The sequence below is a fragment of the Collinsella aerofaciens genome (assembly GCF_002736145.1).
Taxonomy (GTDB): Bacteria; Actinomycetota; Coriobacteriia; order Coriobacteriales; family Coriobacteriaceae; genus Collinsella; species Collinsella aerofaciens_A.
Map to the genome: position 1 here is coordinate 2,169,745 of NZ_CP024160.1, position 15,665 is coordinate 2,185,409.

Genomic DNA, 15,665 nt, shown 5'->3' on the forward strand with positions numbered 1-15,665 from the left:
CGTGGGGGCCATTACTCCGGGCGTGCGTTTACACGACCTTCCGCAGGGGACCGTCGAGGAACGCATCCGCATGGCAGGAGAGCTGGGCTTTTCGTGCATTCAGCTGCCGAGCAAGGTGCTCTACGCATCAATGGGAATCGATCGATGCGGTCTGACCCGCGAGCTCGCCGACCATTTGCGTGCGGTGCTCGATGAGGCGGGCGTTTCGGTCGCCGTGCTCGGCTGTTATAAGAATCTGGCGACGCCCGATCGACAACAGCTCACGGATAACTTTGCCGAGTACGAGGCGTGCTTGAACTTTGCTCAGATGCTCGGCGGCTGTCCGGTTGGCACCGAGACCGGTCGTCCCAATGCGCAGAACCGCGTTGCTGACGACCGTATGGCCGACGAGGCACTCGATGCGTTTATGGATGGACTCGCGCGCGTCTGCGAGTGCGCCGAGGCCGTGGGTGGGCAAATACTGATCGAGCCCGGCTGGAACGAGACGGTCAACACGCCAGATCGCTGCCGTGAGGTGCTGGAGCGCGTCCCGAGCCCGGCGCTCGGCGTGATCTACGACCCGGTGTCGCTGCTGCATCCCACGATCGTCGGTGAGGCTTCCGAGCAGGTGTCGCGCATGTTGCACCTGTGCGGCAGCAAGATTCGCGTGCTGCATGCCAAGGACTACGAGATCGTAGACAACGAGGACCAGGATGGCTGGTGTGATGGCTCGGGCTCTCGTTTGGTATGCCACGGCGTCTGTACGTGCGGAAACTTTGATTTTGAGGCTATTGCCGCTTGGGCCGCGGCCGCGCGACCGGGCATTATGACCGTTATCGAGAACAGCACACCGTCCACGGTCGAGCGTTCGCGCGACGAGCTGCTGCGCATGGGGCACAGCGTGATGTGCGAGCACGTGATTCTGTAACGAAGCAGGTTGGCGAAAGAGATTGTCGTAGAGGTCCAGGAGAGGAACCGATGGCTATTCATATTGTTGAGGAAGCGAACCGTTGCCTTGGGTGCAAGAAGGCGTTCTGCCAGCTTAAGGGCTGCCCGGTGCAGACGCCTATTCCGCAGGTCATCGACCTGTTTAAGCAGCGCCGTCTGGAAGAGGCGGGTGAGCTGCTGTTCCAGAACAATCCCATGAGTGCGGTCTGCTCCATGGTCTGTAACCATTCGGGCCAGTGCGAGGGCGCATGCATTCAGGGCCGCAAGGGCGCACCGGTGCATTTTTCGAGTATCGAGAACTATATCTCGACGGCATATTTGGACCGCAAGGAGTGGAAGCCCGCGCCCTCATGCGGCAAGCAGGTTGCCGTGGTCGGTTCCGGTCCCGCCGGCATTACCGTGGCCATTAAGATGGCCCAGCTGGGCTGTGCCGTCACAGTGTTTGAACAGCGCCCCGAGATCGGCGGCGTGCTGGAGTACGGTATCCCCGAGTTTCGCTTGCCCCGCGCACTCGTGCAAAAGTACCGTCACGTGATGTGCTCACTTGGCGTACGCGTCCGTCCCTCGACCACCATCGGTGGCGCGCTGCATATCGACGACCTGCTGCGCGACGGCTACGATGCGGTCTTTGTCGGTACCGGTACCTGGCGCGCCCGCAAGCTGGGTATTCCCGGCGAGTCGCGTGGCAACGTACTGTTTGGTATCGATTACCTGGTTGATCCCACGAGCGTGGCGATCGGTCAGAACGTGGCGGTTATCGGCGCCGGCAACGTGGCCATGGATGTTGCCCGTACGGCCCTGCGCTCGGGCGCTCGCAAGGTTACCGTGTATGCCCGATCGCGCCATATCTCGGCCATCGATGACGAGGTGGAGCTGACCGAGCTTGACGGTGCCGAGATCGTGCGCGGCAAGGCGATTTGCGCCATCGACGATAACGGTCCGGTGTTCGAGACGGCTATCTTTGACGAGGACGACAACGTGGTGGGCTACGAGGAAGAACTTGACCATGTGCCCGCCGACACGGTTGTGATTGCGGCCTCGCAGGTGCCCAAGGACAAACTGGTGCTTACGACGGGCGGTCTGGAGACCGACCATCGCGGTCTTCTTTCGGTCGATGAGTACGGCATGACCACCGTGCCCGGCGTCTTTGCCGCCGGCGATGTCGTCAACGGCCCGCTCACCGTGGTCCATGCCGTAGCAGGCGCCAAGCTCGCCGTCGAAGGCATGACCAGCTATCTGGGCCTCTAACCCATCCCACCCATCAGTTGCGGTGAAATACGGACTGTTTTGGCTGTCAAAGGCCTTATCTACTCCGTATTCCACCACAACTTTTTTGTGAGGGTCGGGATTGAAGGTGAGGAATGCGAGCGAGTGCGGATACGGCAGTTGCTGGTACGATAAGTACGTTAGCAACTGCCGCCGAGCGGCTCAAACGAAAGGAACCCTGTATGGAGTCCTCCGCCTATCCGATGCTCTTTAGCCCGATCAAGGTCGGTACGACCGAGGTCAAGAACCGTGTCTTTATGCCGCCGGTATCTACCAACCTGGCCGATCATGGCTATGTGACCGACGACTTGGTCGATCATTACCGTGCCCGCGCCAAGGGCGGCGTGGGCCTCATCATTACCGAGGTCGTGACGGTCGAGCCTACCTATACCTATCTGCCGGGCGACATGTGCTGCTACGACGACACGTTTATCCCCGGCTGGGAAAAGCTCGCCGCGGCCGTCCACGAGTATGGCTGTAAGATCATGCCGCAGCTCTTCCACCCCGCCTACATGGCCTTTAACATTCCGGGCACGCCGCGCCTGATCGCTCCGTCCTTTGTGGGGCCGTCCTATGCCCGCGAGGCGCCGCGCCCCATCACGGTCGACGAGATCCACGAGCTCACGCATCAGTTTGGCGACGCTGCCGTTCGTATGCAGAAGGCTGGCGTCGATGGCGTCGAGGTCCATGCGGCGCACGCCCATGGCATGCTCGGCGGCTTTTTGACCCCGCTATATAACAAGCGTACCGACGAGTACGGTGGCTCGCTCGACGCCCGCATGCGCTTTTTGCTCGAGGTCATCGCCGAGATTCGCGAGCGCTGCGGCAAGGACTTTATCATCGACGTCCGTATCTCGGGCGACGAGTACACCGATGGCGGTCTGACCCTCAACGACATGATTTACGTCTCGCGTCGCCTGGAGAAGGCTGGCGTCGACATGATCCACGTGTCGGGCGGCACTACCATCAAGCGCGGCTCCGCCATTCCCGCCGCCGGCACCCAGCAGGCCTCGCACGCCGCCTGCTCGCGCGAGATCAAAAAGCACGTCAACATTCCCGTTGCCACGGTCGGCCGCATCAACGAGGCATGGATTGCCGAGGAACTGATCGAGGACGGCGCCGCCGACATCTGCATGATGGGCCGTGCCAATCTGTGCGATGCCGAGTTCTGCAATAAGGCCGCTGCCGGCAACGCCGACGACATCCGCCCCTGCATCGGCTGTTTGCGCTGCCTGAACGGCATTATGTTTGGCAAGCGCATCTCCTGCACCGTCAACCCGGACGTGGAGCGCGACGAGGCCGGCTACGAGCCTGCCGCCGAGGCCAAGAACGTACTGGTTGTGGGCGCTGGTCCTGCGGGCATGGAGGCAGCCTACATTGCCGCCAAGCGCGGCCATAACGTGGTGCTCGTGGACAAGCAGGACGAGCCGGGCGGCGAGATGCGCATCGCAGCCGTTCCGCCGGCAAAGCAGGAACTCACCCGCGTGATCAAGTATCAGTACCGTCGCCTGGCCGAGGCCGGCGTGAGGTGCGTATTTGGCACCGAGCTTACTGCCGAGGACATTCAACGTGACTACGCGGGCTACGAGGTTGTCCTGGCCTACGGCGCCGAACCCATCGCGCCGGCCTTTATGCAGAGCTTTAAGCAGGTCATGACGGCCGACGACCTGCTGGGCGGCAAGGCTTTCCCGGGTAAGAAGATCGTCATTGTGGGCGGCGGCACCGTTGGCTGCGAGACGGCCGATTACCTGGCCCCGTTGGTCAACGATCTGTCGCCGGCAAATCGCGATGTCACCGTCATCGAGATGACCAAGACGCTCGCCGCCAACGAGGGCGGCGCCGGCCGCGCGGTGCTCATCACGCGCATGCTCTCCAAGGGCGTTCACGTGCTGACTGAGGCCAAGGTGACCGAGATTACCGAGGACGCCATCAGTTACGAAAAGGACGGCGAAGTCCACACCATCGCCGACGCCGATACGCTGGTGCTTGCCATGGGCTATCGTCCCAATACCAAGCTGGCCGACGACCTGGCTGCAGCCGGCGTTGCCGCCCACGTGCTGGGCGACGCCAACAAGTGCGGCAACATCCGCGACGCCATCGGCGATGGCTACAAGGTTGCCTGCGAGCTGTAGGCTCTTGGCAAATAGAGGAGCGGCCGCCTTGCAGTGGCTCAAGCGATAGCCAATCAAAAAAGGCGCCGCGACACATGGATTGTCGCGGCGCCTTTTGCTTGGCGGTTTGTTGGGGGTCGGTGCGCCCCGTGGGCCTTATTACAGGCCCAAGATCTCCTTGACCTTGGCGATGATGGCCTCGTCGGTGGCGTTGGCAAAGAAGTACTCCTGGAAGTGCTCGCCGGCAAGTGCGCCCTTCACCAGGTCCTGATCGATCTCGCCCAGGACGTCGACGAGCGGACGCATGGTCACAGCGCGCACGCCATCGAGGATCTTCTTGTTGCGCTGCTCGGGCTCAACGCGCTCGGCGGGGTAGCCGTTACCCGAACCAAAGCCAAAGAGCTTCTCGAAGGTGTACTCGAGGTTGAGCTCCTGGCCCCAGCCGTTCTTGAGCGCGAAGGGCATAGCGACGGCGTTGCCATCGTTGACCTGGGCAAAGGTGTAGGCATCCAGCGGGTCGGCAACATGGCCGCACAGCACGCCAGGGAAGGAGTTGCAGGCGAGCATAGCGCCCTCGCCGGTGCCGCAACCGGTCACGACGTAGTCGGCGGCACCGGAGTTGAGCAGCACGGCGGCAAGGATGCCGTTCTGCACGTAGGTGAGGGGCTTGGAGTCGGCGTCGGCATACATGCCATAGTTAAAGACGGTGTGGCCCATAGGCTCGACAACCTTCTTAAGGGCAGCCTCGATCATAGGGTTTTTGGAGTTCTGAGAATTCTCGTTGATCAGAGCGATCTTCATTTGAGTTAACCTTTCAGCTAGTTTTTTAGAATTAGATATGTTTTGCGCGCCATCTTCGAGTAGAAGGCCGTTGTGCGGGCGGTCGGCAGTTAAGTCTGTCGCGAGTTCCGCACGCAAAGGAAAGCACTTAATGTGCTTTCCGTCTTGCGCAGGACTGTCCGAGCAGCAGACTTAACTGCCGACCGCCTCGCCCAGTTTCCTTATTGCGGCTGCTTGCCGATGTAAGCCAGAATGCCGCCGTCCACGTACAGAATGTGCCCGTTGACGAAGTTCGATGCGTCGGAAGCCAGGAACACGGCGGGGCCCTTCAGGTCCTCGGGCGTGCCCCAACGGGCTGCCGGCGTCTTGGCGATGATGAACTGGTCAAACGGGTGGCGACTGCCATCGGGCTGCGTCTCGCGCAGCGGCGCGGTCTGCGGGGTAGCGATGTAGCCCGGCCCAATGCCGTTGCACTGGATATTGGCCTCGCCAAACTCGGAGCAGATGTTCTTGGTGAGCATCTTGAGTCCGCCCTTGGCGGCGGCATAGCCGGCGATGGTCTCGCGGCCCAGCTCGCTCATCATGGAGCAGATATTGATGATCTTGCCGTGACCCTTGGAGATCATGCCGGGCAGGCAGGCCTTGGACACGATAAACGGGGCATTGAGGTCGATATCGACGACACGGCGGAAGTCCTCGGCACTCATGTCGAGCATCGGCGTGCGCTGGATGACGCCGGCGTTGTTGACCAGGATGTCGGGCGTGGTGCCAAAATCGGCCTCGATCTTGGCGATGAGCTCGGCGACGACGACCTCGTCGGTGACGTCGGCAACATAGCCGTGAGCATCAAAGCCCAGCTCGCGGTAGTGCTTCTCGGCCTCGGCGACCTTGTCGGCGTGACGGGCGTTAAAGGCAATCTTGGCGCCTGCCTCTCCGAGCGCCTCGGCAATGGCCATGCCGATGCCATAGGTGGCGCCGGTCACGAGCGCGACCTTACCGTCCAGGCGGAAGCTGTCCATAAGATCAGACATAGCAATCCTTCCAAAAGAAACGTTCATCTATATAAGTCTTGCTTTTCGTACAAGCTCAGTATATGTGAAGTAGGGTAATAAACCCTCCCATTCTCCGAAAAATAGGTGAACGTTCACTTTTAAAAGGTAAACGGTGAACTCGCCCTGCTGTGCGGACGGCACGATTGTCCTGATCGAGGAGGGCAAGCTCGAGAGACAAGTGAGCATGGGCTGCCCGTTGGCCCCGCGTGTAGTGCTACTTTTCAAATGCGGCGCGCACAAAGTGCCGGGTGAACAACTTGCTGGCGATGCCGGCGACGTTGCCTAAGATCAGCGCCGAGATAGCGGTGGTCACGTCTGGTCACGTCAAAGCCACCTAAGTTGTGCATGGGTGTCAGCGGCCCTTATTTCACCGCAACTGTGGGGATGGGGGATGCGATAGTATAGCGTGGTGATATTCAAAAAAACGTGGGCTTCATCCGAGGGCTTTATGGAACAACACCAGCATTATCAGAGCCTGCAAGATCAGGCATACAACGCATTGCGCTCCAAGATCATCTATGCCGAGCTCAAGCCCGGCACGCGCCTTTCGGCGATTGGTCTGGAAAAGGAGACGGGAATCGGGCGCACGCCCATTCGCGAGTCCTTTGTGCGCCTGCGCGAGCAAGAGCTGGTGGAAACGCGTCCCAAAAGCGGCACCTACGTCTCTAAGATCAGCATGGAACGCGCCGAGAACGCCTGTTTCTTGCGCGAGAAACTCGAGAGAAGCGTGCTCATTAAATGCTGCTCTGCCGCCACGCCCGAGCAAAAGCATCGGCTCGAGCAGATTCTTGCCGAGTCCGAGTCACTCGATCATCGTGAAACGCGTCGTTTCTTTGACCTGGATAACCTGTTTCATGAGACATGTTTTGTGATTGCCGGTCGCCACATGTTGTGGGATTGGATGAAGAGCATCAACACGCATTTCGAGCGATACAACTGGTTGCGTATGGTGTCGCAGGATCTGGATTGGGAGCCGATTCGTCGACAGCATCGCCGGATTCTCGAGGCCATTAAGAGGGGCGATACCGACGCGGCGAGCTATCTGGCAGAGACGCATTTGCATCTAATGCCCGAGGAGCAGGGTCCGGTTATCGCCTTACATCCCGACTATTTTGAGCTGTCCAAAGACTCGGCCATCTAACTCGCCCCCTACATTAGTTGCGGTGAAATAGGGATTGTTTTGCGGCTTTGGCGGCGTAAGCAGTCCGTATTTCACCGCAAGTGCGGGGGTGCAATCGGGGCATGAAAAAGCTGCGGCGCCGCTTGGAGGAAAAGACTGGAAGCAAGGGTCCATTCCTCCAGACGGTGCCGCAGCTGTTTTGGTGGACTGGATTATGTTGAGTCGGTTGATTGACCGGGAAAGCAAAGCGGCTCGGGGGCGTGTCGCTTCCGTCACGTTCTATCAGCATACAAGACGGTTTTTGGTTCTTGTTCGTGACGGAAACGGCGCGCTTCCGAGCCGCTTTAAGAGAAAGGGGGCGAGGTCTAGGGCACGCCCCCTTTCACGATAGAGAGCTAAACCTAGCCGCGGACCTTCTTGACGACGTCCATGGCCTCGCGGGCAATCTGCTCGACCTTGGAGAAATCGCCATCGGCGAACAGGGCGGGCTTGACCATCCAGGTGCCACCGCAGGCGATGATGGCGGAGGAGCTCAGGTACTCCTCGACATTGGCAGTGCTCACGCCGCCGGTGGGCATAAAGCGATGGCCGACAAACGGAGCGGCGAGGGCCTTGATGGTGTTCAGGCCACCATACTGAGCCGCGGGGAAGAACTTGGTGACCTTGAGGCCCAGGTTCTCGGCGGCGGTAACCTCGGAGGGGGTCACGGTGCCGGGAAGGACGGGCAGGTCGATGTCGATGCAGTGCTTCACGACGTCCTCGTTGTAACCCGGCGAGACGATGAACTTGGCACCGGCGGCGCGGGCCTGCTCAACCTGTTCGACAGTCAGGACGGTGCCAGCGCCGACGCACATCTCGGGCTCGGCCTCGGCCATGGCGGCGATGCACTCGGCGGCGCAGGCGGTGCGGAAGGTGACCTCGGCGGACTTCATGCCAGCTGCCATAAGGGCGTGGGCGAGCGGAGCGGCGTCTTCGACCTTGTCGAGCACGACGACCGGCACGATGCCCAGGGACTCAAGCGTGGTATAGAACTGATCGAACATGATGTTCCTTTCGATGTGTGGCGCGCATAGGCGCATGATTGCCAAATGTGCTGGTCGGGAGCCGATTTTGGATTGGTTATCGGAGGCACTGCTTGGGGTCCAAGCAATTCCAAAACCGGCTTCGCAACCAGTCGTGTAGGGAATGCCAGACAAAACCGGAATGGGACTGGTGGCTTTGCCCGACCGGAGAAATCGGGGAGCGGGCCGCAGGGGTATGGGTATGGAAAGCTGCGGCCCGCGGAATGGGGACGGCTTAGCGCGCGACGCGAGTGCCACCGTCGGCGGCGAATGCCACGGCTGCGATCTCGTCTGCGGTCACCAGGTTGGAATCGCCCTTGATGGTGAGCTTGAGGATCGAGGCCGCGATGGCGTAGTTGACGGCGTCCTGCGGGGCAAAGTCGTTGATGAGGGCATGGACGAGGCCGGCGTTAAAAGCGTCGCCGGCGGCAACGCCCTCGAGCACGTGCACGTCGTGAGCAGGGGAGAACCAGTGCTCGCCGCTCTCGGCGTCATAGAACATGCCCATCCAGATGGAGCGCTCGACGCAGGAGATGTTGCGGACGACCGAGGCGACCTTCTTGCAACCGTACTCGGCGCAGATCTGACGGGCCATCTCGACGTAGGTGTCGCGCTCCTCGATGCCGTGGGCAAGGGAGCCGGAGACGCAGGTCATGCCGAGGCCGGCAGGCGCGTCCTCGTCGTTGGCAATGCAGATGTCAACGAGCGGCAAGAGTTCCTTCATGGTGGTCTGCGACTTCTCGGGCGACCACATCTTGCCGCGATAGTTCACGTCGCACACGGTGGTGATGCCTTTTGCGCGGCAGGCGGTGAGGGCATCCTTGCAGGCGGCGGCCATCTCGTCGGAGACGGCGGGCGTCACGCCGGAGAAGTAGAAGACATCGACACCCTTGAGGATCTCATCCCAGTCAAAGACGTCGCGCTTGGCCATGTTGATGGCAGAGTACTTGCGGTCGTAAACGCAGCCGTTGCCGCGCTGCGAGGCGCCGACCTCAAACACATAGGAGCCGAGACGGTCGCCCTGGCGCACGACGCGTGTGGTATCGACGTCGTAGACCTTCAGCGAACGCAGGGCGCACTCGCCCAGACGGTTGGCCGGGACAACGGAGACGTAAGCGGCCTTGTCGCCCTGATAGGCCAGGGAAAGCGCGGTGTTGGCCTCGGCACCGCCGTAGCGGACGTCAAACTCGGTCGCCTGCTCAATGCGCAGATGGTCTTTGGGCGAGAGCCTCATCATGATCTCGCCGAAGGTAAGAACCGTTTTACCCATGGTCGCGCAGCTCCTTCTTACTCGTGCGTATACCTTTGATATGGCGTTGGCACGGAGGTGCCAAGACGGTAGGGTGCATCTTTGCACCTCCGTGCCAACGCTTGCCGAAATCGGTTTACGAAATCGGTTTCGTTTCGAGTTGTAGTATACTCACCTACAGCGTTTTGCAAGCGAGATTTTTAAAAAAATGCCTAAAATGGCCCAGACTGCCGACAATTGGGAAACGGGGTGCGCTATGGCGCAGATGAGAATCAAGGACATTGCCGCCGAGGCGGGCGTGAGCCCGGCCACGGTCTCGCGCTATCTCAACAACCGCCCCGGGCAAATGACCGAGGAAACCCGTGCTCGCATCGCGGCGGTTATCGAGCGCACCGGCTATCGCCCACGTGCTGCCGCGCGCAATCTGCGCAGCTCACGCACCAACCTCATCGGCGTGATTCTGGCCGACATCGCCAACCCGTTCTCCAGTGCCATGCTCGAAGGACTTTCCGCCAGTGCCGCCGCGCGCGGCTGCTCGCTTATGACGGCCATTAGTGGCAACGACCCCGCCAAGGAGGCAGAGTCGCTCACCAGACTTATCGATGCCGGTGTGGACGGCCTGGTCGTCAATACCTGCGGAGGCAACGACAAGGCGATCGCCGCGGCCGCGGGGCGCCTGCCCGTTGTGCTGCTCGACCGCGATGTTGCCGACGGTGGCATCGATCTGGTGACCTCCAACAACCGTGAGCTGGTTGCCGGCCTGGTAGACGCCTTGGCTGTCGCGGGCAGCGAGCGCCTGTGCCTGCTCACCGAGGCAAGCGATGACAGCCCCGTGCGTCGCGAGCGCGCCGAGTCCTTTGCCGACGAGCTTTCGCGCCGCGGTCTTGCGGGCGAGGTCGTCACCCTGGCCGACGGTGGCGCCACGGGTGTCAGTCGCCTGGACGAGACCATCCGCGGCTATGCGGGTAAAAAGCTCGGCCTCATTGCCGTCAACGGCCTGGTCTTCCTGCGCCTGACCGAGGCGCTGGCACAGTTGGGACCTTCGTTGCCGGCGGGTCTCAAGATCGCAACGTTTGACGACTATCCCTGGAACCACGTGCTCTTTGGCGGTGTGACCACGGCCGCGCAGGACACCCTCACCATTGCCGAGCGCGTGGTCGAGCGCCTGTCCGAGCGTATCGACGTTGTTACCACTACGGTGGGCGATGCCGCAAAGCTCGCCCCCAAGCGCATCGAGATCCCCGGCCACATCGAACACCGCGCTTCGACCTCGCGCTAGTCTGTGTGATAATATATAGACAATATCATACAGGAGGTATCCATGGCTGCGTCTGTGTTGAGTGTGCGAGTGGACTCGTCAATTAAAGATTCATTTGCCGAGCTGTGCGAAGAACTTGGCATGACTTCGTCTGTTGCGGTCAATATGTTTATGAGACAGATGCTGCGCGAGCGCTCACTGCCGTTTGTTCCTTCACTCGGTAAAAGCTCTGCGAGCGAAAGCGTCGCGGCGGGCATTTTGGATACTGCCCAGATTGAGTCCGCCGTCCGCGAGGCAGCCAGCTCGATTCCCGCCATCAAAACCGTGATTCTTTTTGGTTCGTATGCCCGTGGCGAAGCGCGTGCCGATAGCGATATCGACTTACGTCTCGAAGTTGATCGCGAGCAGGGCTTTGGTCTTTTCGCGTTGTCGGCGTTTGGTGAGGCGGTGCGCAAAGAAACCGGGAGGCAGGTCGACCTCGTTTCGAGTGACGATCTTGATGACGATCTTGCCGCGGTAATCGAGCGCGAAGGAGTGATCATTTATGATCGCGCGTAAGTCAGACGGCCTCCGCGCCCAAGAGGTCTTGGAGGCCATCGCTGAAACGAACGAGCGCATCAAGGCTTTTGATATCACCGAGGACCAGTTTCTGCATGCGAATGACGTGCGGACGAGGGCGTTGGCGGACTCCCTTTTGATGTGCGCGCTTAGGGTGACGGAAGAAGCGGGCAAGTTGTCGGAACGCTCGCAGCGGCTTCATCCCGAAATTGAGTGGCGTGGAATTATCGGCATGAGAAATTACCTCGCGCATGATTACGGCAATGTCGACCGATCGGTTGTTTGGGATGCAGTGACGATGGAGTTTCCGGCGCCGGAACGAGCCTGTAGGCAAATTGTCTCCGAATCCGAGCGATAGTTACTTGTCATACCCGCCTGTTCGCACACGTTTTTTGAGCGCTTGATACGCTTTAACCCTGCGGAAACATTTTTCTGCGATAGTATCTGCGATATAGACCAGTCGAAACCCGCCCGAAAGAAAGGGGAGCGACATGAACCAGCAGAACATCGATTACGTACTCCGCTCTGTAGAGCAGCGTGACATCCGCTTTGTGCGTCTGTGGTTTGTCGACATTCTCGGCCGCCTCAAGAACTTTGCCATTAGCCCCGAGGACCTCGAGGTCGCTTTTGAGGAGGGTATTGGCTTTGACGGCTCCGCCATCGAGGGCTTTGCCACGCCCGAGGAAGCCGACATGCTGGCGTTCCCCGATGCTTCGACCTTCCAGATCCTGCCGTGGCGCCCGAGCCACAACGGCGTCGCCCGCGTGTTCTGCGACGTGTGCACTCCCGATCGCAAGCCGTTTGCCGGCGACCCGCGCGATGCCCTGCGCCGCATGTTCCGCAAGGCCGAGAAGGCCGGCTATCTGCTCAACGTGGGTGCCGAGCTGGAGTATTACTACTTCCCCGACGAGCACACCCCCGAGCCGCTCGACAACGTGGGCTACTTCGATCTTTCGGTGAGCGATGCCGCTCGCGACCTGCGCCGTAACACGGTCCTCACGCTCGAGAAGATGTCCGTGCCCGTGGAGTACACCTTCCACGCCGCCGGCCGCTCGCAGCACGGTATGAGCCTGCGCCATGCCGAGGCCCTGAGCATGTCCGACGCCATCACCACGGCCAAGCTCATCATTAAGCAGCAGGCTTACGAGAGCGGTTGCCATGCCTCCTTTATGCCCAAGCCGCTGGCGGGCGAGGACGGCAGCGCTATGTTCCTGTGCCAGTCGCTGTTCGACCATGACGGCAACAACGTCTTTTGGGGCGAGGACGACGAGAAGTACCACCTCTCCGATATCGCCAAGCACTACATGGCCGGCATCTTGGCGCACGCGCGCGAGATCAGCGCCATCACCAACCCCACGGTCAACTCGTACAAGCGCATCACCACGGGTGGCGACTCCGTGCCGCAGTACGCCACGTGGGGCCTGCGCAACCGCGCGAGTATGGTCCGCATTCCGGTCTACAAGCCCGGCAAGCAGCTGTCCACGCGCATCGAGCTGCGCAGTCCCGATCCCATGGCCAATCCGTACCTGGTCAACGCCGTCACGCTGGCGGCTGGTCTCGACGGTATCGAGCGCAAGCTGGAGCTCCCGCCCGAGGCCACGGCCGAGACGCTCAAGCTTACCGACCGTCAGATGGTCGAGGCCGGCTACACGCCGCTGCCGCGCTCGCTCAAAGAGGCGCTCGACGTGTTTGAGGACTCGCAGTTTATGAAGGATGCCCTCGGCGAGCACATCCACAGCTTCTTCCTCAAAAAGAAGCGCGACGAGTGGCATAAGTTTGAGTCTACGATCACCGAGTGGGAGATCAAGCACTACCTGGCGAACTCCTAATCGCGCTGGCTTGTTCCAGTACGATTGAGCTCATTTCTTTGGAGGCCGATATGTCCGAAAAGAGTGCCCTGTTCATGGCGCGCACGACGCGCTTCCACGAGTTTGCCCGCAGCTTGACGACCACCCTGGGTGTCGAGGTGAGTCTGGCCACTCCCGATTCGCCGACTGCGGCGCACGACTTTGACCTGCTGATCCTCGATTCCGATGGCATCCGCAGCGACCGCATCGATCAGATTGCCAAGTGGCTTGACGACCGCGGCGGCGTTCCCATGCTGGTGATCGTTGACGACGAGGCGCTCGGCACCTTGCGCCTGCCCAATCACGCGCATGCCGACTTTGTGTGCCCCACGGCGACGCCCAACGAGCTCAAGGCTCGCGCGCAGCGCCTGATGGGCGAGGAGGAGACCGTCACCGCCGACGATGTGCTCAACATCGATAACCTCGAGATCAACTTGGCTACCTACCAGGTGACGCTCGATAACGAGCCCATCGACCTGACGCTGATGGAGTACTCGCTGCTGAGCTTTTTGGCGACGCACCCCAACCGTGCCTACAGCCGCGAAGTGCTGCTGCACCGCGTGTGGGGCTTTGAGTACTGCGGCGGCACGCGCACCGTCGACGTGCACATTCGACGCATCCGCTCCAAGGTGGGCCCGCAGATCGCGGCACACATCACCACCGTCCGCGGCGTGGGCTATCTGTTTAAGGACTAGATTTCCACCACAAAGGGGACAGGCACCTTTGTGGTGGTTTTGACGCAGGTGCGGGTTCCTTTCGAGTTTGCAGCAGAACTTAAGCCTTCCTAAAAGATTGCGTTCTCGTACACGTACGCCCGCATATTGGGGTACAACTCAACGTGAACAATGATGGCCCGCCACATGTTTGGCGGGCCTTTGGTTATTTGACGAAAGGATCGCAGCTATGAGCGAGTACGATTCCCAGCGTCCCCAGGATGCGGGCAACGCCGGCGAGACCCAACAGCAGCCGCGTGTGCAGGTGGAGTCGACGCCTGCCGATGGCAACAACATTCCTTACGTGCAGGCCTACGACACACAGACCGGCCAGCCGCTGGGCGGTCAGCAGGTTGTAAACAAGCACACGGTGGTCAAGACCAAGACCAAAAAGCTGCCGATCTTCATTACGGCACTCGCCGGCTGTGCCTGCGGCGCCCTGCTGGTCATTGCGCTCATTATGAGCGGCACGCTCAACATTGGCGGCGGCAAGAATGCCGTGACGGCGGGTGCTTCGGGTTCGTCGACGCAAAAGATCACGATCGACTCCGAGGACACCACACTTGCCGAGGCCGTTTCTGCCAAGGCCCTGCCCTCCGTGGTTTCCATTACCGCCACTTCGAGCGGCGGCCAGAATGGCTCGCTTTCGCAGTCTGCCGACGAGTCGGACAACTCGGGCAGCGTCGGTTCGGGCGTGGTGCTCGATACCGAGGGCCACATCCTCACCAACAACCACGTGGTCGATGGCTATGACCAGTACGTGGTGACCATGGACGACGGCACCACCTACGAGGCCGAGTTCGTGGGCAACGATGCCTCGAGCGACCTGGCCGTCATCAAGCTCAAGGACGCCGACGCCTCCAAGCTCACGCCGATCGAGATCGGTGACTCCTCCAAGCTCAACGTGGGCGAGTGGGTCATGGCGATTGGTTCGCCGTTTGGCAACGAGCAGTCTGTCTCTACCGGTATCGTCTCGGCGCTCTACCGCTCCACGGCCATGAGCTCTACCAGCGGTAACACCATCTATGCCAACATGATCCAGACCGATGCCGCCATCAACCCGGGCAACTCCGGCGGCGCGCTCGTTAACGACAACGGCGAGCTTGTGGGTATCAACTCGCTTATCGAGAGCTACTCGGGCTCCAGCTCGGGCGTGGGCTTTGCCATTCCGGTTAACTACGCCAAGAACATTGCCGACCAGATCATCGACGGCAAGACGCCGGTGCATCCGTACATGGGCGCTACGCTTTCGAGCGTCAATGCGCTCAACGCCCGCACCAACAAGCTGAGCACCGATAGCGGCGCGTACGTGGCAAGCGTCGTCGAGGACGGTCCCGCCGCCAAGGCCGGCATTCAGGAGGGCGACGTCATCACCAAGCTGGGCGACGATGAGATTTCGAGCGCCGATGGCCTGATCATCGCGCTGCGCAGCCACGAGGTGGGCGAGAAGGTCGAGATCACGCTCATGCGCGGCAAGGACGAGAAGAAGGTCACGGTCGAGCTGGGCTCCGACGAGGAACTGCAGAACCAGCAGCAGAACGACAGCGCAACCGACACTGGCAACGGCGGTATTACCGATGAGCAGCTGCGCCAGTATCTGGAGGAGCTGCTGGGCCAGCAAGGTCAGGGTCAGGGCAACGGTCAGGGTTTCTAACGAGCCGTTTCGCACATGCCGAAGCCAGAGGGGCTGTCCTGCCAACGCGGGGCAGCCCCTCTTTTCTTA

14 protein-coding genes are annotated in these 15,665 nt (G+C 60.8%); 10 read left to right on the top strand and 4 right to left on the bottom strand.

The features are described 5' to 3' along the window. The first annotated feature begins 1 nt into the window (after position 1). The 3 genes from CSV91_RS09395 (at position 2) to CSV91_RS09405 (ending at position 4,325) form a co-directional block, all read left to right on the top strand. Positions 2–907 (top strand): sugar phosphate isomerase/epimerase family protein, encoded by a 906-nt coding sequence (locus CSV91_RS09395; RefSeq protein ID WP_157758023.1) that lies wholly within the window; start codon positions 2–4, stop codon positions 905–907. A gap of 50 nt (positions 908–957) precedes the next feature. After that, positions 958–2,175, top strand: a complete 1,218-nt coding sequence (locus CSV91_RS09400) for an FAD-dependent oxidoreductase (RefSeq protein WP_099432663.1) — start codon at positions 958–960, stop codon at positions 2,173–2,175. A 200-nt stretch (positions 2,176–2,375) separates the two neighbouring features. Beyond that, entirely contained in the window at positions 2,376–4,325 is a 1,950-nt protein-coding gene (locus tag CSV91_RS09405; RefSeq protein ID WP_099432664.1) for an NAD(P)/FAD-dependent oxidoreductase, read from the top strand. A 138-nt stretch (positions 4,326–4,463) separates the two neighbouring features. Here CSV91_RS09405 and CSV91_RS09410 read toward each other — a convergent pair whose 3' ends face one another. Both CSV91_RS09410 and CSV91_RS09415 read right to left on the bottom strand, forming a co-directional pair. Beyond that, positions 4,464–5,105: an RpiB/LacA/LacB family sugar-phosphate isomerase gene (locus tag CSV91_RS09410; RefSeq protein ID WP_055309683.1), complete on the bottom strand. Its 642-nt coding sequence runs from the start codon at positions 5,103–5,105 to the stop codon at positions 4,464–4,466. Positions 5,106–5,305: 200 nt separating this feature from the next. Then, complete coding sequence (locus tag CSV91_RS09415) at positions 5,306–6,115, bottom strand: gluconate 5-dehydrogenase (protein WP_099432665.1); 810 nt, start codon at positions 6,113–6,115, stop codon at positions 5,306–5,308. A gap of 469 nt (positions 6,116–6,584) precedes the next feature. On the opposite strand from CSV91_RS09415, the gene CSV91_RS09420 reads away from it, so the two are divergent. Next, positions 6,585–7,277 (top strand): GntR family transcriptional regulator, encoded by a 693-nt coding sequence (locus CSV91_RS09420; RefSeq protein WP_099432666.1) that lies wholly within the window; start codon positions 6,585–6,587, stop codon positions 7,275–7,277. Between the two features lie 380 nt (positions 7,278–7,657). Here the strand turns inward: CSV91_RS09420 and eda are convergent, their stop codons facing one another. Then, on the bottom strand, positions 7,658–8,299 hold the full coding sequence (eda, locus tag CSV91_RS09425) for a bifunctional 4-hydroxy-2-oxoglutarate aldolase/2-dehydro-3-deoxy-phosphogluconate aldolase (protein WP_089573205.1): 642 nt from the start codon (positions 8,297–8,299) through the stop codon (positions 7,658–7,660). Positions 8,300–8,552: 253 nt separating this feature from the next. After that, on the bottom strand, positions 8,553–9,587 hold the full coding sequence (locus CSV91_RS09430; RefSeq protein ID WP_099432667.1) for a sugar kinase: 1,035 nt from the start codon (positions 9,585–9,587) through the stop codon (positions 8,553–8,555). A 235-nt stretch (positions 9,588–9,822) separates the two neighbouring features. Here CSV91_RS09430 and CSV91_RS09435 point away from each other — a divergent pair, with 235 nt between their 5' ends. From CSV91_RS09435 to CSV91_RS09460, 6 genes are all read left to right on the top strand, one after another. Then, the gene (locus CSV91_RS09435; RefSeq protein WP_172622482.1) at positions 9,823–10,845 is read left to right on the top strand and encodes a LacI family DNA-binding transcriptional regulator; all 1,023 of its coding nucleotides are present in this window, start codon (positions 9,823–9,825) and stop codon (positions 10,843–10,845) included. A 42-nt stretch (positions 10,846–10,887) separates the two neighbouring features. After that, positions 10,888–11,382, top strand: a complete 495-nt coding sequence (locus tag CSV91_RS09440; protein WP_099432669.1) for a type II toxin-antitoxin system RelB/DinJ family antitoxin — start codon at positions 10,888–10,890, stop codon at positions 11,380–11,382. Further along, positions 11,369–11,740, top strand: coding sequence for a HepT-like ribonuclease domain-containing protein (locus tag CSV91_RS09445; protein WP_099432670.1), 372 nt, complete (start codon positions 11,369–11,371; stop codon positions 11,738–11,740). The genes CSV91_RS09440 and CSV91_RS09445 overlap by 14 nt, the downstream gene beginning before the upstream one ends. A gap of 133 nt (positions 11,741–11,873) precedes the next feature. Further along, positions 11,874–13,211, top strand: coding sequence for a glutamine synthetase family protein (locus CSV91_RS09450; protein WP_055286015.1), 1,338 nt, complete (start codon positions 11,874–11,876; stop codon positions 13,209–13,211). A gap of 50 nt (positions 13,212–13,261) precedes the next feature. Beyond that, entirely contained in the window at positions 13,262–13,924 is a 663-nt protein-coding gene (locus CSV91_RS09455) for a response regulator transcription factor (RefSeq protein WP_006234733.1), read from the top strand. A gap of 208 nt (positions 13,925–14,132) precedes the next feature. Further along, positions 14,133–15,596 carry a S1C family serine protease gene (locus tag CSV91_RS09460; RefSeq protein WP_099432671.1) on the top strand — a complete coding sequence of 488 codons (1,464 nt, stop codon included), beginning with the start codon at positions 14,133–14,135 and terminating at the stop codon, positions 15,594–15,596. Positions 15,597–15,665 lie beyond the last annotated feature (69 nt).

Bases quoted from the DNA above. Each gene is read 5' to 3' on its own strand.
- CSV91_RS09400 (WP_099432663.1), top strand. From the start codon at position 958: ATGGCTATTCATATTGTTGAGGAAGCGAACCGTTGCCTTGGGTGCAAG.
- CSV91_RS09405 (WP_099432664.1), top strand. From the start codon at position 2,376: ATGGAGTCCTCCGCCTATCCGATGCTCTTTAGCCCGATCAAGGTCGGT.
- CSV91_RS09410 (WP_055309683.1), bottom strand. From the start codon at position 5,105: ATGAAGATCGCTCTGATCAACGAGAATTCTCAGAACTCCAAAAACCCT.
- CSV91_RS09415 (WP_099432665.1), bottom strand. From the start codon at position 6,115: ATGTCTGATCTTATGGACAGCTTCCGCCTGGACGGTAAGGTCGCGCTC.
- CSV91_RS09420 (WP_099432666.1), top strand. From the start codon at position 6,585: ATGGAACAACACCAGCATTATCAGAGCCTGCAAGATCAGGCATACAAC.
- eda (WP_089573205.1), bottom strand. From the start codon at position 8,299: ATGTTCGATCAGTTCTATACCACGCTTGAGTCCCTGGGCATCGTGCCG.
- CSV91_RS09430 (WP_099432667.1), bottom strand. From the start codon at position 9,587: ATGGGTAAAACGGTTCTTACCTTCGGCGAGATCATGATGAGGCTCTCG.
- CSV91_RS09435 (WP_172622482.1), top strand. From the start codon at position 9,823: ATGGCGCAGATGAGAATCAAGGACATTGCCGCCGAGGCGGGCGTGAGC.
- CSV91_RS09440 (WP_099432669.1), top strand. From the start codon at position 10,888: ATGGCTGCGTCTGTGTTGAGTGTGCGAGTGGACTCGTCAATTAAAGAT.
- CSV91_RS09445 (WP_099432670.1), top strand. From the start codon at position 11,369: ATGATCGCGCGTAAGTCAGACGGCCTCCGCGCCCAAGAGGTCTTGGAG.
- CSV91_RS09450 (WP_055286015.1), top strand. From the start codon at position 11,874: ATGAACCAGCAGAACATCGATTACGTACTCCGCTCTGTAGAGCAGCGT.
- CSV91_RS09455 (WP_006234733.1), top strand. From the start codon at position 13,262: ATGTCCGAAAAGAGTGCCCTGTTCATGGCGCGCACGACGCGCTTCCAC.
- CSV91_RS09460 (WP_099432671.1), top strand. From the start codon at position 14,133: ATGAGCGAGTACGATTCCCAGCGTCCCCAGGATGCGGGCAACGCCGGC.